This window comes from Pantoea sp. PSNIH1, assembly GCF_007680655.1.
Classification (GTDB): domain Bacteria; phylum Pseudomonadota; class Gammaproteobacteria; order Enterobacterales; family Enterobacteriaceae; genus Pantoea; species Pantoea eucrina.
The window spans coordinates 390,581-410,334 of sequence record NZ_VEIP01000003.1 but is presented as its reverse complement, the minus strand read 5'-3'; the positions used below and the strand labels follow the sequence as shown (position 1 = coordinate 410,334).

The 19,754-nt window shown below is 54.4% G+C and carries 18 protein-coding genes and 5 tRNA genes; 2 read left to right on the top strand and 21 right to left on the bottom strand.

What is annotated here, in order from left to right:
* Positions 1 to 23 precede the first annotated feature (23 nt).
* From rimM to ffh, 3 genes are all read right to left on the bottom strand, one after another.
* Complete coding sequence (gene rimM / locus FS690_RS11435; protein ID WP_039379809.1) at positions 24 to 572, bottom strand: ribosome maturation factor RimM; 549 nt, start codon at positions 570 to 572, stop codon at positions 24 to 26.
* Between the two features lie 18 nt (positions 573 to 590).
* On the bottom strand, positions 591 to 839 hold the full coding sequence (gene rpsP, locus FS690_RS11430; protein WP_007893313.1) for a 30S ribosomal protein S16: 249 nt from the start codon (positions 837 to 839) through the stop codon (positions 591 to 593).
* Positions 840 to 980: 141 nt separating this feature from the next.
* Positions 981 to 2,342 carry a signal recognition particle protein gene (ffh, locus tag FS690_RS11425; RefSeq protein WP_039379813.1) on the bottom strand — a complete coding sequence of 454 codons (1,362 nt, stop codon included), beginning with the start codon at positions 2,340 to 2,342 and terminating at the stop codon, positions 981 to 983.
* A 166-nt stretch (positions 2,343 to 2,508) separates the two neighbouring features.
* Here ffh and FS690_RS11420 point away from each other — a divergent pair, with 166 nt between their 5' ends.
* Positions 2,509 to 3,303 carry an inner membrane protein YpjD gene (locus FS690_RS11420; RefSeq protein ID WP_039379815.1) on the top strand — a complete coding sequence of 265 codons (795 nt, stop codon included), beginning with the start codon at positions 2,509 to 2,511 and terminating at the stop codon, positions 3,301 to 3,303.
* 11 nt (positions 3,304 to 3,314) lie between these two features.
* Positions 3,315 to 4,601, top strand: coding sequence for an HlyC/CorC family transporter (locus FS690_RS11415; RefSeq protein ID WP_039379818.1), 1,287 nt, complete (start codon positions 3,315 to 3,317; stop codon positions 4,599 to 4,601).
* A gap of 48 nt (positions 4,602 to 4,649) precedes the next feature.
* Here the strand turns inward: FS690_RS11415 and luxS are convergent, their stop codons facing one another.
* The 18 genes from luxS to FS690_RS11325 all read right to left on the bottom strand — a co-directional run bounded on the left by luxS (position 4,650) and on the right by FS690_RS11325 (position 19,738).
* Positions 4,650 to 5,165 (bottom strand): S-ribosylhomocysteine lyase, encoded by a 516-nt coding sequence (gene luxS, locus FS690_RS11410; protein WP_145339632.1) that lies wholly within the window; start codon positions 5,163 to 5,165, stop codon positions 4,650 to 4,652.
* A 150-nt stretch (positions 5,166 to 5,315) separates the two neighbouring features.
* A complete protein-coding gene (gshA, locus tag FS690_RS11405; protein ID WP_039379822.1) occupies positions 5,316 to 6,920 on the bottom strand; it encodes a glutamate--cysteine ligase in 1,605 nt (534 codons plus the stop codon).
* A 31-nt stretch (positions 6,921 to 6,951) separates the two neighbouring features.
* The gene (locus FS690_RS11400) at positions 6,952 to 7,380 is read right to left on the bottom strand and encodes a YqaA family protein (protein ID WP_145339640.1); all 429 of its coding nucleotides are present in this window, start codon (positions 7,378 to 7,380) and stop codon (positions 6,952 to 6,954) included.
* Between the two features lie 365 nt (positions 7,381 to 7,745).
* Positions 7,746 to 7,822: transfer RNA gene (locus FS690_RS11395), tRNA-Arg, on the bottom strand.
* 56 nt (positions 7,823 to 7,878) lie between these two features.
* Positions 7,879 to 7,955 (bottom strand) — tRNA-Arg (locus FS690_RS11390).
* Positions 7,956 to 8,011: 56 nt separating this feature from the next.
* Positions 8,012 to 8,088 (bottom strand) — tRNA-Arg (locus FS690_RS11385).
* Between the two features lie 96 nt (positions 8,089 to 8,184).
* Positions 8,185 to 8,261: transfer RNA gene (locus FS690_RS11380), tRNA-Arg, on the bottom strand.
* Between the two features lie 8 nt (positions 8,262 to 8,269).
* A tRNA-Ser gene (locus tag FS690_RS11375) sits at positions 8,270 to 8,362 on the bottom strand.
* A gap of 292 nt (positions 8,363 to 8,654) precedes the next feature.
* The gene (csrA, locus tag FS690_RS11370; protein WP_039379826.1) at positions 8,655 to 8,840 is read right to left on the bottom strand and encodes a carbon storage regulator CsrA; all 186 of its coding nucleotides are present in this window, start codon (positions 8,838 to 8,840) and stop codon (positions 8,655 to 8,657) included.
* A gap of 246 nt (positions 8,841 to 9,086) precedes the next feature.
* A complete protein-coding gene (gene alaS / locus FS690_RS11365; RefSeq protein ID WP_108569615.1) occupies positions 9,087 to 11,714 on the bottom strand; it encodes an alanine--tRNA ligase in 2,628 nt (875 codons plus the stop codon).
* A 135-nt stretch (positions 11,715 to 11,849) separates the two neighbouring features.
* Complete coding sequence (locus FS690_RS11360; protein ID WP_255471486.1) at positions 11,850 to 12,365, bottom strand: regulatory protein RecX; 516 nt, start codon at positions 12,363 to 12,365, stop codon at positions 11,850 to 11,852.
* A gap of 111 nt (positions 12,366 to 12,476) precedes the next feature.
* Positions 12,477 to 13,547: a recombinase RecA gene (gene recA, locus FS690_RS11355; RefSeq protein WP_039379830.1), complete on the bottom strand. Its 1,071-nt coding sequence runs from the start codon at positions 13,545 to 13,547 to the stop codon at positions 12,477 to 12,479.
* A gap of 93 nt (positions 13,548 to 13,640) precedes the next feature.
* The gene (gene pncC, locus FS690_RS11350; RefSeq protein WP_039379832.1) at positions 13,641 to 14,132 is read right to left on the bottom strand and encodes a nicotinamide-nucleotide amidase; all 492 of its coding nucleotides are present in this window, start codon (positions 14,130 to 14,132) and stop codon (positions 13,641 to 13,643) included.
* 352 nt (positions 14,133 to 14,484) lie between these two features.
* On the bottom strand, positions 14,485 to 14,820 hold the full coding sequence (locus tag FS690_RS11345; protein ID WP_039379834.1) for a zinc ribbon domain-containing protein YjdM: 336 nt from the start codon (positions 14,818 to 14,820) through the stop codon (positions 14,485 to 14,487).
* Positions 14,821 to 14,904: 84 nt separating this feature from the next.
* Complete coding sequence (mltB, locus tag FS690_RS11340; protein ID WP_108569616.1) at positions 14,905 to 15,987, bottom strand: lytic murein transglycosylase B; 1,083 nt, start codon at positions 15,985 to 15,987, stop codon at positions 14,905 to 14,907.
* A 128-nt stretch (positions 15,988 to 16,115) separates the two neighbouring features.
* Positions 16,116 to 17,201, bottom strand: coding sequence for an alcohol dehydrogenase catalytic domain-containing protein (locus FS690_RS11335; protein ID WP_039379838.1), 1,086 nt, complete (start codon positions 17,199 to 17,201; stop codon positions 16,116 to 16,118).
* Between the two features lie 66 nt (positions 17,202 to 17,267).
* A complete protein-coding gene (locus FS690_RS11330) occupies positions 17,268 to 18,236 on the bottom strand; it encodes an ABC transporter permease (RefSeq protein ID WP_255471488.1) in 969 nt (322 codons plus the stop codon).
* A 17-nt stretch (positions 18,237 to 18,253) separates the two neighbouring features.
* Positions 18,254 to 19,738, bottom strand: a complete 1,485-nt coding sequence (locus FS690_RS11325; RefSeq protein WP_113655786.1) for a sugar ABC transporter ATP-binding protein — start codon at positions 19,736 to 19,738, stop codon at positions 18,254 to 18,256.
* Positions 19,739 to 19,754: the final 16 nt, after the last annotated feature.

The window sequence follows — 19,754 nt, the reverse complement described above, 5'->3', positions numbered from 1 at the left end:
TACGTTACCGGATTGTCCGGAGATCAAAAACCAGGATCCCAGTCTACTTCAATAGTGCCAGTAGCGAGATCGACTTTCTTGATAACCTGTTCATCGAGAAACGGTATTAACCGCTCCTGTACACCGAATGCATCTTTCAGGTTCGCCTTAACGACGAGTACGTCGTTTGAGCCGGTTTCCATCAAATCAATGACTTTGCCCATCTCATAGCCGTCGAGGTTAACTACTTTACAACCCATAAGGTCTTTCCAGTAGTAATCACCCTCTCCCAGCGCAGGCAGCTGCGTGGAGTCAACCGTGATTTCACAATTGGTTAACTGCGCCGCCGCGTCCCGATCGTCAATGCCGTTGACTTTGATAATCAGGTCCTGATTGTGGTGCTTCCAACCTTCCAGTTCTACCTGCTGCCATTTACCGGCGCGCTGGATAAACCAGGGTTGGTAGTCGAAGATGCTTTCAGCGTCTTCAGTGGAGGAAAACACTTTGAGCCAGCCCCGAATTCCGTAAGCGGCACCCATTTTGCCCAAAACGATGGGGTTAACAGGAGGCTGTGCGGCAGGTTTACTGGTCATGCTCACCACCGTGACAGATTAAGCTGCTTTTTTTGCTTCTTTGATCAGCGCGTTAACGCGATCGGAAAGCGTTGCGCCCTGGCCAACCCAGTGCTCAATACGGTCCAGGTCCAGACGCAGACCTTCAGCCTGACCAGATGCGATCGGGTTGAAGAAACCAACGCGCTCAATGAAGCGGCCGTTGCGTGCATTGCGGCTGTCAGTGACGACGACCTGGTAGAACGGACGCTTTTTTGCGCCGTGACGTGCCAAACGAATTGTTACCATAACATCCTCTTTAGTTAATAAAACAACCGGGCCCCATCGAGGAACGGGGCCCGGGTGCAATATAAAAAGCCCGAAAATTTTACTCATTTTGGCGCAAAAAGCAACCGCAGTAGCATACTTTTCTGGCTGTGTAGCGATATCTTAACGGCCCGGGAAACCTGGCGGCATCATACCCTTCATGCCGCGCATCATTTTTGCCATGCCGCCTTTCTTCATCTTTTTCATCATGCGCTGCATATCATCGAACTGCTTCAGCAGCCGATTGACATCCTGCACCTGCATACCGGCGCCGGTCGCGATGCGACGCTTGCGTGAACCCTTGATGATTTCAGGCTTCTCACGCTCTTTACGCGTCATGGAGTTAATGATGGCCTCCATGCGCACCAGCACCTTGTCATCCATCTGCGATTTAACGTTGTCCGGCAGCTGCCCCATACCCGGCAGTTTGCCCATCAGGCTGGCCATACCGCCCATATTGCGCATCTGCTTAAGCTGCTCAAGGAAGTCATTGAGATCGAAACCGTCACCGGTTTTCAGCTTTTTCGCCAGCTTTTCCGCCTGATCGCGGTCAACCTTGCTTTCAATATCTTCAATCAGCGACAGGACATCGCCCATGCCCAGAATGCGCGAGGCGATACGGTCGGGATAAAACGCTTCCAGCGCCTCGGTTTTCTCACCCATCCCCATAAACTTGATTGGTTTACCGGTGATGTGACGAATCGAAAGCGCGGCACCGCCGCGTGCGTCACCATCAACCTTGGTCAGGATCACCCCGGTCAGCGGCAGCGCTTCATTAAATGCTTTAGCCGTGTTCGCGGCATCCTGACCGGTCATGGCATCGACAACAAACAGCGTTTCCACCGGATTAATGGCGGCGTGGACCTGTTTGATTTCGTCCATCATCGCTTCGTCTACGTGCAAACGACCGGCGGTATCCACCAGCAGCACGTCGTAGAACTTCAGCTTCGCCTCTTTCAGCGCATGCTTAACGATGTCAACCGGCTTCTGGCTGAGATCGGAGGGACAGAAATCCACCCCCACCTGCTGCGCCAGCGTCTCCAGCTGTTTAATCGCCGCCGGGCGATAAACGTCAGCTGAGACCACCAGCACTTTTTTCTTGTGCTTTTCACGCAGAAACTTACCGAGCTTACCCACACTGGTGGTTTTACCGGCACCCTGCAGGCCCGCCATCAGCACCACGGCCGGCGGCTGCGCATTCAGGTTCAGGGTATTATTTTCAGCCCCCATTGCCGCAATCAGCTCGTTGCGGACAATCTTGATAAACTCCTGACCCGGCGTCAGGCTTTTATTGACGTCGTGTCCGACCGCGGCTTCTTTTACGCGGTTAATAAATTCACGTACTACCGGCAGCGCAACGTCCGCCTCCAGCAGCGCCATGCGCACTTCGCGCAGGGTATCTTTGATGTTCTCTTCGGTCAGCCGTCCGCGGCCGCTGATGTTGCGCAGGGTTTGCGACAAACGATCGGTTAAATTATCAAACATGCTCTCTCACTTAATACCGTAGCGAGGCCGCCTGAGCGACACAATGCGCCGGATTATAACACGAAGCCTGAGCGATCTCTGCAATTGACCGTGAGATCGTTTGGAGCATACTGCCGCTGACGCTATACTGCTTTTTTCCTTATCTCATCACTCTCAGAAAGGATCTATGTTCGTTTTCGCGATCGTGGCGCTCTTCGCCTACTCCCTCAGTCTTGCACTTATCATCCCCAGCTTACTGAAACGTAACAGCGGCTGGCGGCGATTTGCTGTCCTGTCCGCCTGCGTTGCGCTGATTGCGCATGCTGTCGCGCTGCAGCAGCGGATATTTGCTATCGACAGCGGGCAAAATCTCAGCTTACTTAATATCGGATCGCTGGTGAGCCTGCTGATTTGCGCCATTATGACTATTGTGGCTTCACGTAACCGTGGCTGGCTGCTGCTGCCGGTGGTTTATAGCTTTGCGTTAATTAATCTGGCGTTTGCCACCTTTGTCCCGAATGCCTTTATTACGCACCTCGAGACCACGCCGGGCATGATGGTGCATATCGGTCTGTCGCTGTTTGCTTATGCCACGCTGATTATTGCCGCGCTCTATGCGCTGCAGCTGGCGTGGATCGACTATCAGCTGAAAAACAAAAAGCTCGCCTTTACGCAGGATATGCCGCCGCTGCTAAGCATTGAGCGCAAAATGTTTCATATCACGCAGATTGGCGTGGTGCTGCTGACGCTGGTGCTCTGCACCGGGCTTTTCTTCATGGATAACCTGTTCAGCGCAGAGAACATTGATAAAGCGGTGCTCTCCATTCTTGCCTGGTTCGTCTATATCGTGCTGCTCTGGGGGCACTACCGTGAAGGGTGGCGCGGACGCCGCGTGGTCTGGTTTAACTGCGGCGGTGCGCTGCTGCTGACCATGGCCTACTTCGGCAGTCGCGTACTGCAGCATCTTCTCACTTCCCACTAAGGAATTTTTCGTTGGAACATGTTTCAACCACCACGATGATTATCATTCTTGTCATCATGGTGCTGGTCTCAGCGTACTTCTCCGGCTCTGAGACCGGCATGATGACGCTCAACCGCTATAAGCTGCGGCACAAAGCGAAAAGCGGTAATCGTGCAGCGCGGCGCGTTGAGAAACTGCTGCGCCGGCCCGATCGCCTGATTAGTCTGGTCTTAATCGGCAACAACCTGGTCAATATCCTCGCCTCCGCGCTGGGGACTATCGTAGGGATGCGTCTGTATGGTGATGCCGGGGTCGCTATCGCCACCGGCGTGCTGACCTTTGTTGTTCTGGTTTTTGCTGAAGTCCTGCCTAAAACCATCGCAGCGCTCTACCCTGAAAAAGTGGCCTACCCCAGCAGCGTTTTACTGGCGCCGCTGCAGTATGTGATGCTGCCACTGGTCTGGCTGCTTAATACCATTACGCGCATGCTGATGCGTATGGTGGGGATTAAAACAGAGGGCTCCGTAAACTCCGCGCTGAGCAAAGAGGAGCTGCGCACCATTGTCTACGAGTCGCGCTCGCTGATGTCTCGCCGTAATCAGGATATGCTGCTCTCCGTGCTCGATCTGGAAAAAGTCAGCGTGGATGACATCATGGTGCCGCGCAATGAAATTGTTGGTATCAATATCAATGACGACTGGAAATCGATTGAGCGTCAGCTGAGTAACTCACCGCATGGGCGTATTGTGCTGTTTCGCGATTCGCTGGACGATACCGTGGGCATGCTGCGCGTGCGCGAAGCCTGGCGCATGATGACGGAAAAAAAGGAGTTCAATAAGGATCGTCTGCTGCGCGCGGCTGATGAGATCTACTATGTGCCGGAAGGCACGCCGCTGAATGTGCAGCTGGTTAAGTTCCAGCGCAATAAGAAAAAAGCGGGTCTGGTAGTGGATGAGTATGGCGATATTAAGGGGCTCATCACCATCGAAGATATTCTGGAAGAGATCGTTGGCGACTTTACTACCTCCATGTCCCCTTCTCTCGCAGAAGAGGTGATGCCACAGAATGATGGCTCGGTGCTGATTGAAGGCAGCGCTAACGTGCGCGAAATCAATAAGGCGTTCAACTGGACGCTGCCGGAAGAGGAAGCGCGCACCATTAACGGCATGCTGCTTGAGGCGCTGGAAGAGATCCCGCAGACCGAAACGCGGGTACAGGTTGGCAGCTATGACATCGATATTCTCGACGTGCAGGACAACATGGTGAAGCAGGTGCGGGTTACACCGCAGCAGCCGCTGAAAAGCTCAGTGGGATCGTGATACAAAAAAACGCCGCAGAATATGCGGCGTTTTTACAGAAAGACCAAATCAGATATGCAGTTCTTTCAGCTTCTCTGCTGGCAGCTTCAGATCTTCGTTGCGATTAACACCGATCTCGTGTGACAGAACATTACGCGCGATCTGCTGCGCTTCGTCCAGGGAGTGCAGCTTATAGCTGCCGCACTGATACTCATTAAGCTCCGGGATCTGATTCTGATCTTTGACTTTCAGAACATCTTCCATCGCCCCTTTCCACGCCTGCGCCACGCGCTGCTCGTCTGGCGTACCGATCAGGCTCATGTAGAAACCGGTACGGCACCCCATTGGAGAGATGTCTACGATCTCCACGCCATCACCGTTGAGGTGATCGCGCATAAAGCCGGCAAACAGATGCTCCAGCGTATGGATCCCGCGCTCGGTCAGAATGTCGATGTTTGGCCGGCAGAAACGCAGATCGAAAACGGTGATGGTATCGCCATGCGGAGTTGTCATGGTCTTTGCCACGCGTACTGCCGGCGCGGCCATGATGGTGTGATCAACGGTAAAACTGTCCAGTAGTGGCATACGTCACCTCCTGTTTGAAAAATTTTTTCTGAACGATGAAACTTTTCTCGTCGTTCTGCGTCTGAATATATGAAAGACGCGCATTTGTTATCATCATCCCTGACAACAGAGATGTTAATTTTGGCCACAGTGATGTGGCCATTTTCTTTTTCAGCCTTCCCGACCTGCCAGATAATCCTCAAAGCTTATGCTATCACTCGCTTCCAGCGCCTGCTGTGCAGCAACAGACTCCTGCGCCTGCTGAGTGAAATCCGCTTCGGTCAGAATTTCCAGTGGCTCCGCGCAGAGCATCTGCCGGTACTGCTCCGCCAGTGCAACACCCGCGCCGGTCAGGCCGTTCTCTTTAATAGCGTGAAGAATGCGCGCCGAGTAGGTTAGCTCAGGATCGTCAAAAGAAGCTACCAGTTGATCGCATACCTGCTGATATTGCGTGCTGCCCTCGTTGCTATCCAGCACTTCCGCGACGCGACGCAGATCGGCAAAGAGCGCTTTGCCTACTTCAACCAGCGAATGTTCAGTGTCGCTGCAGCCAACGCCAATAACCAGCCCTGGCTTACGTCCTTCCATCACCACGCGGTTCCAGTTTTTGCGACTGCAGAGCAGCTCGCTGGCGCTCAGTTCAGGGGCATCGGCCAGCGTACACCAAATCAGGAACAGATCGAGGAAGCGCGCCTGATCGGCATCCACACCTACCGGTGAGAACGGATTGATATCAAGCGAGCGCACTTCAATATACTCAATGCCGCCACGCAGCAGCGCATCAGAAGGGGCTTCTCCCGAACGGGTAACGCGCTTCGGACGGATAGGCGCATACAGCTCGTTCTCAATCTGCAGTACATTAGTATTAAGCTGCAGCCAGTTGCCTTCAGCATCTTTGACGCCCATGGCTGCGTACTCTTCAGAAGGGGTTTTGATTGCGGCCTTCAGCGCGCTCACATACCCTTCCAGCGAGTTGAAGGTAATACCGAGATTACTTTGTGACTTATTGGTATAACCCAGGTCACTCAGGCGCAGAGAGGTCGCATACGGCAGCCACAGCGTATCTTTACCATCCGTTTCAAACGGCAGCTGGCTCTCACGCCCCTGAAGAAATGAGGAGCTGATCGCCGGCGAGGCACCAAACAGATAAGGGATCACCCAGCCGAAACGATAATAGTTGCGGATCAGGCGCAGATAGCCCGCAGAGATGGTCTCTTTACCGCTCTCAGCATCTTTTACATCCGCCCACTCCTGCCAGAAAGAGAGCGGCAGCGAGAAGTTATAGTGCACGCCAGAGATAATCTGCATCAGCGCGCTGTAGCGGTTTTTCAGCCCCTGCCGGTAGAGGGTCTTCATCTGGCCCACGTTTGAACTGCCATACTGCGCCAGCTCAATTTTATCGGTATCGTCAACGTGACCGGGCATACTGAAGGGCCACATGCGCTCTTCACCCAGCTGTTTTGCCACATGGCGATGGATGTCGCGCAGGAAGGTCAGCGAGCGATCGATATTTTTATCGACAGGCGTAATGAACTCCAGCAGCGTTTCCGCAAAATCCGTGGTGATCCAGTCATGCTTCAGCGCCGAGCCAAGCGATGCCGGATGGCCGGTAGTAGCCAGATGACCATCGGGCCCGACGCGTAACGTTTCGCGTTCGATGCCACGGCCGATACCCTTTAACGCGTCGGGATGCGCTTCCAGCCAGGAGAGCGCTTTTGATACGTCCGGGATCACATTAACCTCCCGCTGTGAGAATAATTTATTTTTGTTCAGCATAATGTTAACCGTAGCCTCGAATCTGTGCGAATCAATGCCACCACTCCATACCCTGTATTGTGGCGATCGCGATAAAGATATAACGCAGCGTTTTGCCGAGAGCGAGAAACAGCACGCAAGGCAGCCAGCTGAAGCGCAACCAGCCTGCGAGAACGCAAAGCAGATCGCCAGCAACCGGCAGCCAGCTAAAGATCAATGCCGCAGGGCCCCATCGGTGTAACCACGTCAATGCTGTGTCATGCCATCGCCCCTGCCCGTTCTGCGGCATAAGGCGACCAAGAAAAATGTTGGTCAGGCCACCCAGCGTGTTTCCCACTGATGCAGCCAGCAACAGGCCATATACCGATCCTTTCTGAGCAACCAGCAGCGCTATCAGTACAGCTTCTGAACTGCCCGGAAGCAGCGTGGCGCTCAGAAAGCTGCTGCCCAGCAGCGAGCCATAAATCAGGAAATCATTCACGGTAATGGCATATCGCACGTACGACAAAATGAGCCATTACTTTAGCTTAATGCGCTCAGGTTGTCGCCAGGCAGGCTTAACCGCAAATGCTTTGAAAGCATTAGGAATTTTCGTTTTCAGAAAAAGGTCAGGGAACAAAACCGGGCATAAATGGCGGTAAATGCAGCATTTTTCAAAACAGAGTACAAAAGAGAGTCAGCATTCCTATTAACGCCAGTGAACTCTGGCGGCGCTAAAATCGCTGAACAGAGACGGGTTAATTGCGAAAGCGGCTGGTACTGCCGGGGAGATTTGGAGAGCACAGCCCGGGTGCTGAAGCTGTCGGTAACGGGTTTAACTGAAGCATATGGGGAAAAAGCAGAGAATGGTGCATCCAGGAGGATTCGAACCTCCGACCGCTCGGTTCGTAGCCGAGTACTCTATCCAGCTGAGCTATGGATGCACTGAAGCGTAGCCTGCAAAGAAGCGACGTTGATAACACTGAAAGGGGGTGAAGAATGGTGCATCCAGGAGGATTCGAACCTCCGACCGCTCGGTTCGTAGCCGAGTACTCTATCCAGCTGAGCTATGGATGCATTGAGGTATTTCTTACGATGGACTAACTGCAACAAGCCTGAAATGATACAAAGAATGGTGCATCCAGGAGGATTCGAACCTCCGACCGCTCGGTTCGTAGCCGAGTACTCTATCCAGCTGAGCTATGGATGCATTGAGGTAATTCTTGTATTACGCAGGGTGCTAACAACTCACCATGAAAGGAACTGCTCGTTCATTCTTTAACTTTATCCGCTACCATCTAAAAGATGGTGCATCCAGGAGGATTCGAACCTCCGACCGCTCGGTTCGTAGCCGAGTACTCTATCCAGCTGAGCTATGGATGCATCGGAAATGGCGGTGAGGCGGGGATTCGAACCCCGGATGCAGCTTTTGACCGCATACTCCCTTAGCAGGGGAGCGCCTTCAGCCTCTCGGCCACCTCACCTTACGCGTTCTTCCGAACCGTGCTTCTGAACTTGTTTCTGCTCATCGGCACTGCGTGGCGCACATATTACTTTCCCGGACTTATAAGTCAAACAATTTCTCCCGACTTTTTTCACTTACGCGTTCGATTGCACAAATGACGCACAATTCGGCTGATTTAACGGCGAAAAGGGTGATTTATCAACAGCAAAAGCCAGAGCAGTAATGAAAAAAGCGAGGAAGCTAAAACAGAAATAAACGGATGGAGGGAGCAGAAAGGTAGCGTCTCGCCCATGAGCGAGACGCTGAAAACGTTAGTAACCCGTGGTTTGTGTTTTTTCAGCCTGAATACGCTGATAAATCTCTTCACGATGTACCGATACTTCTTTTGGCGCATTAACGCCAATGCGGACCTGGTTACCTTTAACGCCCAGCACCGTTACAGTCACCTCATCGCCAATCATGAGGGTTTCACCAACTCGACGAGTTAGAATAAGCATTCTTTGCTCCTTGAAAGATTAAAAGAGTCGGGCCTGTTCGGGCTCCCGGCCATATCCATCATATACCGCTGAACAATACCTATGACAAATACACCATTGTGATTTGTCACACCAATACATTCTGCTGATAATCAGTTTAGCCGAAATACACTACATCGACCGGACTTTGTCATTACCTGGTGTCCATTGCACTAAAAAGCGCCGGAACAGACGTTCCTGGCGCTATACAACGCTTAATTTTAATTGTTACAGCCGGCTGCTTACCCACTCCTGTACGCCTGCCAGCGCGCCTGCCAGCGCCTGCGGATTGGTACCGCCCGCCTGCGCCATGTCAGGACGTCCACCGCCTTTTCCGCCCACCTGAACGGCCAGCGCGCTAATCAGCTCACCTGCTTTCACGCGGTCGGTCAGATCTTTAGTTACGCCTGCAATCAGCGAAACCTTACCTTCTGCTACCGTTGCCAGTACGATCACGGCAGACCCAAGCTGGTTTTTAAGGTCATCCATAATCGTACGCAGCATTTTCGGTTCAGTGTTACTCAGCTCACTTACCAGCAGTTTAGCGCCCCTGATTTCAATGGCGCTGCTGCTCAGCGATGCGCTCTCCTGGGCTGCCTGCTGATCGCGTAGCTGCTGCAGCTCTTTCTCCAGCGCGCGTACGTTATCCACCAGACCGCGCACCTTCTCACTGAGGTTGCTACTGTTGGCCTTCACCACCTGAGCAATGTCAGCCAGCTGATCGCTCTGTGCATGCAGCTGAGCAATTGCCGCTTCACCGGTCAGCGCTTCGATACGACGAATACCGGCAGCCGTGCCCGACTCAGACTGAATGCGGAACAAGCCGATATCACCCGTGCGCGCAGCGTGCGTACCGCCACACAGCTCCACTGAATATTCGCCCATGCTGACCACGCGCACCCGCTGATCGTACTTCTCGCCAAACAGCGCCATCGCCCCACGCGCTTTAGCCTCTTCCAGATCCATGATATCGGTCTGAATCAGCAGGTTGCGGCGGATCTGTGCATTGACGATATCTTCAACTTCACGGATCTGCTGCGGCTTCATCGCTTCAGAATGCGAGAAGTCAAAACGCAGATATTTATCGTTATTCAGCGAGCCTTTCTGCCCGACGTGATCGCCCAGCACTTCACGCAGTGCTTCATGCATCAGGTGCGTTGCTGAGTGATTCAGGCGAATACGTGCCCGACGTGCTTCGTTTACCTGCGCCTGCAGCGCATCACCGATACGCAGCTGACCATGAGTGAGCTTACCGATATGTCCCAGTGCTTTGCCATACTTTTGCGTATCCTGCACGCTAAATTCAGCATTCTGCCCTGTCAGTACGCCAGTATCCCCCACCTGCCCGCCTGATTCACCGTAGAACGGCGTAGCGTTCAGGATCACGACGGCATCCTGTCCAGCGGTGATCTGTTCCACTGACTGACCATCAACAAACAGTGCTTCAATCGTGGCGTTCAGCGCCAGCTCTTCATAACCTTTAAATTCGGTTACGGCATCAACGCGAATAACGCTATTGTAGTCCGCGCCAAAGCCGCTGGCTTCGCGCGCACGCTGGCGCTGCTGCTCCATAGCGGCTTCAAATCCCGCCTCATCAATCTTCAGATTGCGCTCGCGACAAACGTCAGCGGTCAAATCCGCCGGGAAGCCAAAGGTGTCATAAAGACGGAAGACGGTTTCACCATCCAGCGTGTCGCCGCTCACTTTTGCCAGCTCATCATCCAGCAGCGCCAGACCACGCTCCAGCGTTTTAGCAAACTGCTCCTCTTCCGCTTTCAGCGCATTTTCTACCAGTTTCTGCTGACGCTTCAGATCTTCACCCGCAGCGCCCATGACCTCAATCAGCGGTGCCACCAGCTTATAGAAGAATGCTTCTTTCGCGCCCAGCATGTTGCCGTGGCGGACCGCACGACGAATGATGCGACGCAGCACATAGCCACGGTTCTCATTCGATGGCATGACGCCATCGGCAATCAGGAAGGCGCAGGAGCGGATATGATCTGCGATAACGCGCAGCGATTTGTTATTGAGGTCGCTTGCGCCAGTGACCTGAGCAACAGATTTGATCAGCTGCGCAAAGAGATCGATCTCATAGTTGGAGTTCACATGCTGCAGGACTGCCGCGATACGCTCCAGCCCCATGCCGGTATCCACCGACGGCTTAGGCAGCGGTTGCATGGTGCCGTCAGCCTGACGGTTGAACTGCATAAACACGATATTCCAGATCTCAATATAGCGATCGCCATCCTCTTCCGGGCTGCCCGGCGGGCCTCCCCAGATATGGTCGCCATGATCGTAGAAAATTTCAGTACAGGGACCGCACGGACCGGTGTCGCCCATCTGCCAGAAGTTATCAGATGCGTATGCGCTGCCCTTGTTGTCGCCAATACGAATAATGCGTTCGCGCGGCACACCGATCTGGTCAGCCCAGATATCAAAGGCTTCATCATCGGTTTCGTAAACGGTTACCCATAAACGCTCTTTTGGCAGGCTGAACCACTGCTCACCCGTCAGCAGTTCCCAGGCATAAGCAATCGCCTCCTGCTTGAAATAGTCGCCGAAACTGAAGTTGCCCAGCATTTCAAAGAAGGTGTGATGGCGTGCGGTATAACCCACATTTTCCAGATCGTTATGCTTGCCGCCTGCACGCACGCAGCGCTGCGAGGTAGTCGCACGCGTGTAATCACGCTTGTCCTGGCCAAGGAAAACGTCTTTGAACTGCACCATGCCGGCGTTGGTAAACAGCAGCGTTGGATCGTTATTCGGTACGAGGGAGCTGCTGGCTACAACCTGATGTCCCTTGCTATGAAAAAAGTCGAGAAACGCTTGACGGATCTCAGCAGTGCTCTTGCTCATAAAATTCCTGGAATCACGCTAACGAACGTTCCCTTTCGCTGACAAACCCTGTCTATCCGGTCCGTCGCTGACTGAGGAACAAAAAGTGGGAATAAGATAAAATTTCTGCAATAGGAAGTAAAATCACATTGCCTTTCAGTCGCCACTATTTCTGAAAACCGCCTGAATATCTTCCATCATAAAGCCTTTTGTCATCAGAAAACGCTGTACTTTGCTTTTTTCTGCCCAGGTTTGCGGCAGCGGCTCGCCAAACTTACGTCTGGCAAGCTCTGCAGCACACGCTGTCCAGTCTACGTCACTTTCTCCCAGCGCATGATTGATCTCGTCGCGTCCGATGCCTTTTTGCTGCAGCTCCATCCTGACGCGCTGCGGACCATATCCTTTGCGCGCCCGGCTCTGGATAAAACGCTCAGTAAATCGATTATCGTTCAGCCAGCCATTTTCCTGACACCAGTCGAGCACTTTTTCCAGCAGCTCATCCGGAATCGGGATATTTTCCTGCTGCTGCAGATAGGCCGCACGCTGGCCGGAGAGCTGCAGTTTGCGCTTCAGCTCGCTGCGGCTGTGATCGCGCTGTGAAAGCAGGCGCATAGCGCGGTCAAGTAAACGGGAGAAGTCAGGCACCGGTGCCTGTGATGATGTTGATGACATACACATTAGCCTTACTGTTGGTAACGGACAGGGTAAAGCATGGGGGGCAGAGAGCGGAAGGCGTGCAGAGGAGTAAAAAAGAAAACGGGAGCATTGCTGCTCCCGCTGATATTAAAAGTCTTCGTTAGTTTCGCCTGCTTTTTCAAGCTCAGCGTCAGAAGGCTCTTTAGTGTTTGCCTCTGCTGTCGCACCTGTCAGCAGCGCCTCACGCAGTTTGCTGTCAATCTCGTTCGCAATTGCCGGGTTCTCTTTCAGGAAGTTGGTCGCGTTTGCTTTACCCTGACCAATCTTATCGCCGTTGTAGCTGTACCACGCACCGGCTTTTTCCACCAGCTTGTGTTTCACGCCCAGGTCTACCAGCTCACCAAAGGTGTTGATCCCTTCGCCATACATGATCTGGAATTCTGCCTGCTTAAACGGTGCAGCGATTTTGTTCTTCACCACTTTCACGCGCGTTTCGCTACCTACCACTTCGTCGCCCTCTTTGATCGCACCGATACGGCGGATATCAAGACGAACGGAGGCGTAGAACTTCAGCGCGTTACCACCGGTGGTGGTTTCCGGGTTACCAAACATCACACCAATTTTCATACGGATCTGGTTGATGAAGATCAGCAGCGTATTGGACTGTTTCAGGTTACCTGCCAGCTTACGCATCGCCTGGCTCATCATTCGTGCCGCCAGACCCATGTGCGAGTCACCGATCTCACCTTCGATTTCCGCTTTAGGCGTCAGCGCCGCAACGGAGTCAACGATGATGACATCAACGGCACCTGAACGTGCCAGCGCGTCGCAGATTTCCAGCGCCTGCTCACCGGTATCCGGCTGTGAACAGAGCAGATTATCGATATCCACGCCCAGCTTTTTCGCATAGACCGGATCCAGCGCATGCTCAGCATCGATAAAGGCGCAGGTTTTACCTTTACGCTGTGCAGCCGCAATAACCTGCAGCGTCAGCGTGGTTTTACCAGAAGCTTCCGGTCCGTAGATCTCTACGATACGGCCCATCGGCAGACCACCCGCACCCAGTGCGATGTCCAGCGACAGGGAGCCGGTAGAAATAGTTTCTACATCCATCGAGCGGTCTTCACCCAGACGCATGATGGAGCCTTTACCAAATTGTTTTTCAATCTGGCCCAGTGCGGCAGCTAAAGCCTTCTGTTTGTTCTCGTCGATCGCCATTTACACTCCTAATCATGCCGGGTGAGCAAACACTGGCTGTGTCCGCTCGTTCTGTTGCCAATAATTATACTGTATAATCATACAGTATCAAGCCTAATTTATCAGAAATTGATCAAGCAGCGTCTGCAGCGCCCACGCCACCGACTGACGCCGCACCGCCTCGCGATCGCCTGCAAAAACACAGCGTTGCGCAAAGATACCTTCCGGTCCGGCAAGGGCAAACCAGACGGTGCCCACGGGTTTATCTGCGCTGCCGCCGCCGGGTCCTGCAATGCCGCTTACAGCGATCCCATAAGGTGCCTGCGCCGCCTGACACGCGCCTGCCACCATCTCACGTACCGTCTCTTCACTCACTGCGCCATAGCGCGCAAGCGTGCTCGCCTGCACGCCTGCCATCTGCTGCTTGGCACTATTACTATAGGTGACAAATCCGCGCTCAAACCAGGCAGAGCTGCCGCTGATATCTGTGAAAACTTTGGCAATCCAGCCGCCGGTACAGGATTCAGCCGTCGTCACGCTGGCGTGGCGCGCTATGAGCTTTTCGCCAATCTGACGGCTTAACTGCTGCAGCTGTTCATCATTCATCGCTTTCTCCTTTTGCGGCGCAACGTTAGCAGTAAATGGAGCGGCAGACGGCGCTTTTCAACCAGCAGCAGTGAAATTTGCGCCCCTGCTTCCGCTGCCTCCGGTCCGGTTTCATGCCATCCTGACCGGATGCGGGGAAGCGCACAGCAGCGTGCCGTTGCCGCGTGCCGGATCAGCCGGAGTCAGTACCGCTTAATCAAGCATAGTCGCGATCTGTGCCAGGCAGGCGCTGACGTTCAGCAGTGAGTGAGACCGGAGGTGTTCAGTACAGAGGGTGGCGCAGCAGGAACCGAAAGCGGGAGGTGTAAATACCTTCAGGGTAAAAAACAGGACGGCCTGCGCCGTCCGGCCATCAGCTCTTTTTCACAAACTCAGATTTGAGTTTCATCGGGCCAAAGCCCTCGATTTTGCAGTCAATATTGTGATCGCCTTCAACCAGACGAATACTTTTGACCCTGGTACCAATTTTCAGCACCGAAGAGCTGCCTTTTACCTTTAAATCTTTGACCACGGTGACGCTGTCGCCATCTGCCAGCGTATTGCCATTGGCATCGCGTACCAGCAGCGTATCGCTCGCTTCTGCCGCGCTGGCAGACCAGATATGGCCGCACGACGGGCAGTTAAGGTTGTCGCCATCCTGCCAGGTATAATCAGCCTGACACAGCGGACAGGCGGGTAAATGCTCCATAAGTGCTCCTGATAATCTGCATGCGGTGAAATGGCACCGCAAAGAGGGTGCCATATTATATCCTCACACTTTATAAGGACAGCATTAAAGCAGATTGCCCTGCCGCGCTTTGGCGACCTCCTCTCCCAGCTGCCATACGGCCATCGCGTAATGGGTGCTGTGGTTATAACGCGTAATCACATAGAAGTTAGGCAGGCCGTACCAGTACTGATAGCTGGTGCCCAGATCGAGTCGCAGCAGGCTGGCTTCGCTGTTGCCATTCAGTGAGCCCTGCGGGGTCAGACCGCTCGCCGCCAGCGTGGCAACCGGATAACGCGTTTTGAAGCCATTCTCCAGCGCGGGTGCCTGTCCGCTCGCCGGTACGGCGACTGTCTCACCGCTGCGCCAGCCGTGCGCTTTGAAATAGTTTGCGACGCTGCCAATCGCATCAACCGGATCCCAGAGATTGGTATGACCATCTCCGTTGAAATCCACCGCGTACTCTTTATAGGATGAGGGCATAAACTGGCCATAGCCCATTGCCCCGGCAAAGGATCCGCGTAGATCCAGCGGATCGTCCTGTTCGGTGCGCGCCATCAGCAGAAAGGTCTCCAGCTCGCTGCTGAAATAGGCGGCGCGGCGCGGATAGTTAAACGAGAGCGTCGCCAGCGCATCCAGCAGACGGGTTTTGCCCATCACCCGGCCCCAGCGCGTCTCAACGCCGATAATGCCGACGATAATTTCCGGCGGTACGCCATAAACCTGCTGCGCCCGCTGCAGAGCATCTTTATACTGATTCCAGAACGCTACGCCATTCTGTACGTTATCGGGCGTGATAAATTTTTTCCGGTAGCGCAGCCAGGCGCCGTTTGGCCCCGCTGGCGGCGTATAGCTCGGTGCCTGCTGATCCATCAGGCGCAGTACGTAATCAAGCCTCTTTGCCTGGCCGATAACCGCATGCAGCTGATCGCGATCAAAACCATGTTTCGCTACCATCCGATCGATAAATTGTTCTGCTGCCGGGTTGCCGGCAAAGTCACCAAACATCGGCTGAACCGCATGCGACGAATCCAGCAGGAAGCCGCCTTTAGGTGCCGGCACAACATCGCCTTGCTGATGAGGCGCAGGCTTGCTGCTGCAGGCAGCAAGCAGGAAAAACAACGGAATGAGGGCAACCTTAATACGCATTAGATATCCATAAGCGAGCAAAAAACCTGAACGCATATGGTAGTCGTTCAGCGCATTAACGGACAGAGTAATGTCGTAACTTTACGCGGTGTGTGCGCCCCTCAGGACGAGGTGGCGCACGTAACGGTTCAGGGTACCAGCAGCACTTTGATCGATTCGCGACCTGATGCCATCGCAAACCCCTGCTCCCACTCCGCCAGCGGAAAACTGTGCGTAACAATGCCTTCTGCGGTGAACCATTTTTTCTCAAAAAAGCTGATGACCGTTTCATAGCAGTGCGGGCCAAGATGTGAGCCGCGCACATCCAGCTCTTTGCGGTCGCCAATGATCGACCAGTCTACCGTTGCAGGCTTACCAAACACGCTGAACTCGACATAGCGGCCCATGCGCCGGATCATCTGCAGTCCCTGATTAACTGCCAGTGGGTTGCCGGTCGCCTCTATATAGATGTCGCAGCCGTAGCCGTCAGTGAGTTTGCGCACCTCCGCATCCACATCCTGCTCCAGCGGGTTGAAAACCAGATCGGCCCCCAGCTTTTTCGCCAGCGCCAGACGTTCCGGAATGGTATCCAGTACAATAAACAGCTTGGGGTTTTTGAGGCGGATAGCCTGAATCATGCCGGTGCCGAGCGGGCCAGCCCCTGCCAGCACCACCACATCATTGAATTCAATCGCCGCGCGGTTCACCGCGTGGACCGCACAGGCGAAGGGCTCAATCAGCGCGCACTCTTCGTGCGTCAGCGTATCAGGAATTTTATGCACCCGGCTGTTGGCTTTGAACAGCATATATTCGGTCATACCGCCATCAGAGTCCTGCGTCTGAAAGCCGTAGATGTCGTGCTTTTCGCACATCCAGTATTTGCCATCTTTGCAGAAGCGGCACTGATTACAGGGAATAATCTGTTCAGCGATGACGCGGTCGCCAGGCGACACGCCAAAATGCTCCAGCGCGCCCTCGCCATATCCGACGACCGTGCCATAAAACTCATGCCCCACCACTACTGGCGTTTTAACCCAGGCTTTTTCCGGATTACCATCTCCCCAGTACATTGGCGCCCCGTGCCAGCAGTGGACGTCAGACGCGCAGATACCACATGCCCCCACTTTTACCAGCAGCTCGCGTGCTTTTGGCTCAGGCAGCGGTAAGGTCTCCAGGCGATAATCGCGCGGGCCATAGTTCACCAGGCTTTTGATCTGTTGCGGCAGAATATTCATAGCGTATCCTTTTCGATAAATGTTAACGTCAACATTGAATGACAGAGAGATAGCCCGCAGGCTATCTTAACGGTGTGCTTTACGCTTAACGGAACTCAGCCAGATCGCGCCCAAAATGATCCCGCCTTTAATCACAATCTGCACATAGGGTGAAACCCCCATCAGATTCAGGCCATTATTGAGAATGCCGAGCATCATCGCGCCCACCAGCGTCCCAAGAATGGCACCTTTACCGCCAGCTATTGCCGCCCCGCCCAGCACGACAGCAGCGATCGCATCCAGCTCAAATCCGTTACCGGCGTTGGGCTGTCCGCTCATCAGACGCGAACTGAGCACAATACCGGCCACCGCCGCTGTGAGTCCGCTAATGATATATACCCAGAGCTTGGTGCGTGAAACACGGATACCGCTCAGGCGCGCGGCCTCTTCATTGCCGCCCAGAGCGTAGACGTGACGACCAAAAGGCTTCTGGTGCAGCAGGATCCACGCCAGCAAATAGACCACCATCATGATTAAAATGGGCACCTGAATACCCAGCAGGCTGGCACGGCCAAACATCATGAAGCTTTCCGGCAGGCCGGAGATGGGATATCCCCCGGTATACATCAGCGCCAGTCCCCGTGCGATCCCCATGCTGGCGAGCGTAACGATGATGGGCGGCATCCGCAGCCAGGCGATACAGCCGCCGTTCAGGGCACCAAAGCCCATACCGATCAGCAATCCGGCCAGCACCGCCAGCGGCATCGGAATTCCCGCTACCATCAGACCGGCGGCCACGGTGCCGGAGAGCGCCATCACCGATCCCACCGACAGGTCGATCCCGCCAGTTAAGATGGCACAGGTCATTCCCACGGCAATAATGGCGTTGATAGAGACCTGACGCGCCACGTTGCTGAGGTTGTTCGCGGTCAGAAAGCTATCGTTGAGAAAAATCATCACAATAAACAGCAGCACAAAACCGACAAACGGCAGGAAGGCGGGATGGTGCAGACAGCGGTCAAGCCGGCCACGCCTGCGCGACGTTTGTGACAGCATGGAATTAGAGAGAATACTCATGATGCGTTCCCCGTAGCGTGTAGCATGATGGTTTCAGCGTTGATTGCCGTATCGTGTAGCTCCTGCGCAATATGTCCGTTGCGAAACACCAGCACCCGGTGGCAGAGGCCAATAATCTCCGGCAGCTCAGAAGAGATGACGATGATGGCGATGCCCTTACGGGTCAGCTGCTGCATCAGCTGATAAATTTCCATTTTTGCGCCTACATCGATACCGCGTGTGGGTTCGTCAAAGATCAGCACTTTGCAGTCATTATTCAGCCAGCGCGCAATGACCACCTTTTGCTGATTGCCGCCGCTAAGCGTATTCACCTCCTGCTCCGCTGACGGCGTTTTCACGCCAACCCTGCGGATAAGATCGCTGACCACTTCACGCTCGCGCACATGGTGCAGAAATCCGCCGTGGGTGATTTGCCGGTTCAGCGTGATGTTATGCGCCACGCTAAACGGCAGTACCAGCCCTTCGGTTTTGCGGTTTTCCGGCAGCAGTCCGATCCCCTGCTCTAAGGCATCGGCGGGCGTACGCAGCCGCAGCGGCTCGCCATTCAGGCGCACCTCCTTTTGCCAGCACGCCTGTGCACCCAGCATCGCGCAGGCGGTTTCGGTGCGGCCCGATCCCACCAGCCCGGCAAAGCCGAGAATTTCTCCGGGCCAGAGCTGAAAAGCGTCTGCGGGTCCCTGGCGCTGGCGCTGCAGATTGACGTCCAGCAGCGGTAGCGTTGCCGCCGGCAGCGGCAGCTTATCGGGGAAATGCTGTGCCACCTGACGGCCCACCATCATTTTTACCAGCTGCTCGCTGCTGCAGTCGCTCACCGGGAGGGTGCCAACATAGCCTCCGTCGCGCAGTACCGTGATGGTGTCGCATACCGCAAAGATCTCCTCCAGATGATGCGAGATGAACAGCATGCCCACCCCCTGCTGTCGCAGGTCGCGCATCACCCGGAACAGATGCTCAGCTTCACCCGGCGTCAGCGTTGCCGTAGGTTCATCAAGGATCAGGATCCGCGCATCCAGCGCCAGCGCTTTGGCAATCTCAACAAACTGCTGCTGCGCCACGCTGAGGTGCGTTACCGCAATGTCCGGATCGAGTTCAACCCCCAGCCGCGCCAGCAGCGCCAGCGTACGACTGCGCATCGTCTGGCGATCCAGCCATCCCCAGCGGGTACGCTGTTCGCGATTCAGAAAAATATTCTCGACGGCATTAAGACCCGGTATCAGCGAGAACTCCTGAAAGACAATTCCCACGCCAGCTGTTATCGCCTGACGATAGCCAGCAAACTGCTGCGGCCGATCGTCGATAGCGATTTCGCCGCTGTCAGGCTGATAAATACCGCTCAGGATCTTCATCAGCGTGGATTTACCCGCCCCGTTTTCACCGAGCAGCGCATGGATTTCACCGGCGTGCAGCGTCAGGTTGATGTTGTTTAACGCGCGTACGCCCGGAAATGATTTACTGATTCCGCTGAGTTGCAGTAACGGCATGGCAGCGCCTCCCCGG

Bases quoted from the DNA above. Each gene is read 5' to 3' on its own strand.
- rimM (WP_039379809.1), bottom strand. From the start codon at position 572: ATGACCAGTAAACCTGCCGCACAGCCTCCTGTTAACCCCATCGTTTTG.
- rpsP (WP_007893313.1), bottom strand. From the start codon at position 839: ATGGTAACAATTCGTTTGGCACGTCACGGCGCAAAAAAGCGTCCGTTC.
- ffh (WP_039379813.1), bottom strand. From the start codon at position 2,342: ATGTTTGATAATTTAACCGATCGTTTGTCGCAAACCCTGCGCAACATC.
- FS690_RS11420 (WP_039379815.1), top strand. From the start codon at position 2,509: ATGTTCGTTTTCGCGATCGTGGCGCTCTTCGCCTACTCCCTCAGTCTT.
- luxS (WP_145339632.1), bottom strand. From the start codon at position 5,165: ATGCCACTACTGGACAGTTTTACCGTTGATCACACCATCATGGCCGCG.
- gshA (WP_039379822.1), bottom strand. From the start codon at position 6,920: ATGCTGAACAAAAATAAATTATTCTCACAGCGGGAGGTTAATGTGATC.
- csrA (WP_039379826.1), bottom strand. From the start codon at position 8,840: ATGCTTATTCTAACTCGTCGAGTTGGTGAAACCCTCATGATTGGCGAT.
- alaS (WP_108569615.1), bottom strand. From the start codon at position 11,714: ATGAGCAAGAGCACTGCTGAGATCCGTCAAGCGTTTCTCGACTTTTTT.
- FS690_RS11360 (WP_255471486.1), bottom strand. From the start codon at position 12,365: ATGTCATCAACATCATCACAGGCACCGGTGCCTGACTTCTCCCGTTTA.
- recA (WP_039379830.1), bottom strand. From the start codon at position 13,547: ATGGCGATCGACGAGAACAAACAGAAGGCTTTAGCTGCCGCACTGGGC.
- pncC (WP_039379832.1), bottom strand. From the start codon at position 14,132: ATGAATGATGAACAGCTGCAGCAGTTAAGCCGTCAGATTGGCGAAAAG.
- FS690_RS11345 (WP_039379834.1), bottom strand. From the start codon at position 14,820: ATGGAGCATTTACCCGCCTGTCCGCTGTGTCAGGCTGATTATACCTGG.
- mltB (WP_108569616.1), bottom strand. From the start codon at position 15,987: ATGCGTATTAAGGTTGCCCTCATTCCGTTGTTTTTCCTGCTTGCTGCC.
- FS690_RS11335 (WP_039379838.1), bottom strand. From the start codon at position 17,201: ATGAATATTCTGCCGCAACAGATCAAAAGCCTGGTGAACTATGGCCCG.
- FS690_RS11330 (WP_255471488.1), bottom strand. From the start codon at position 18,236: ATGCTGTCACAAACGTCGCGCAGGCGTGGCCGGCTTGACCGCTGTCTG.
- FS690_RS11325 (WP_113655786.1), bottom strand. From the start codon at position 19,738: ATGCCGTTACTGCAACTCAGCGGAATCAGTAAATCATTTCCGGGCGTA.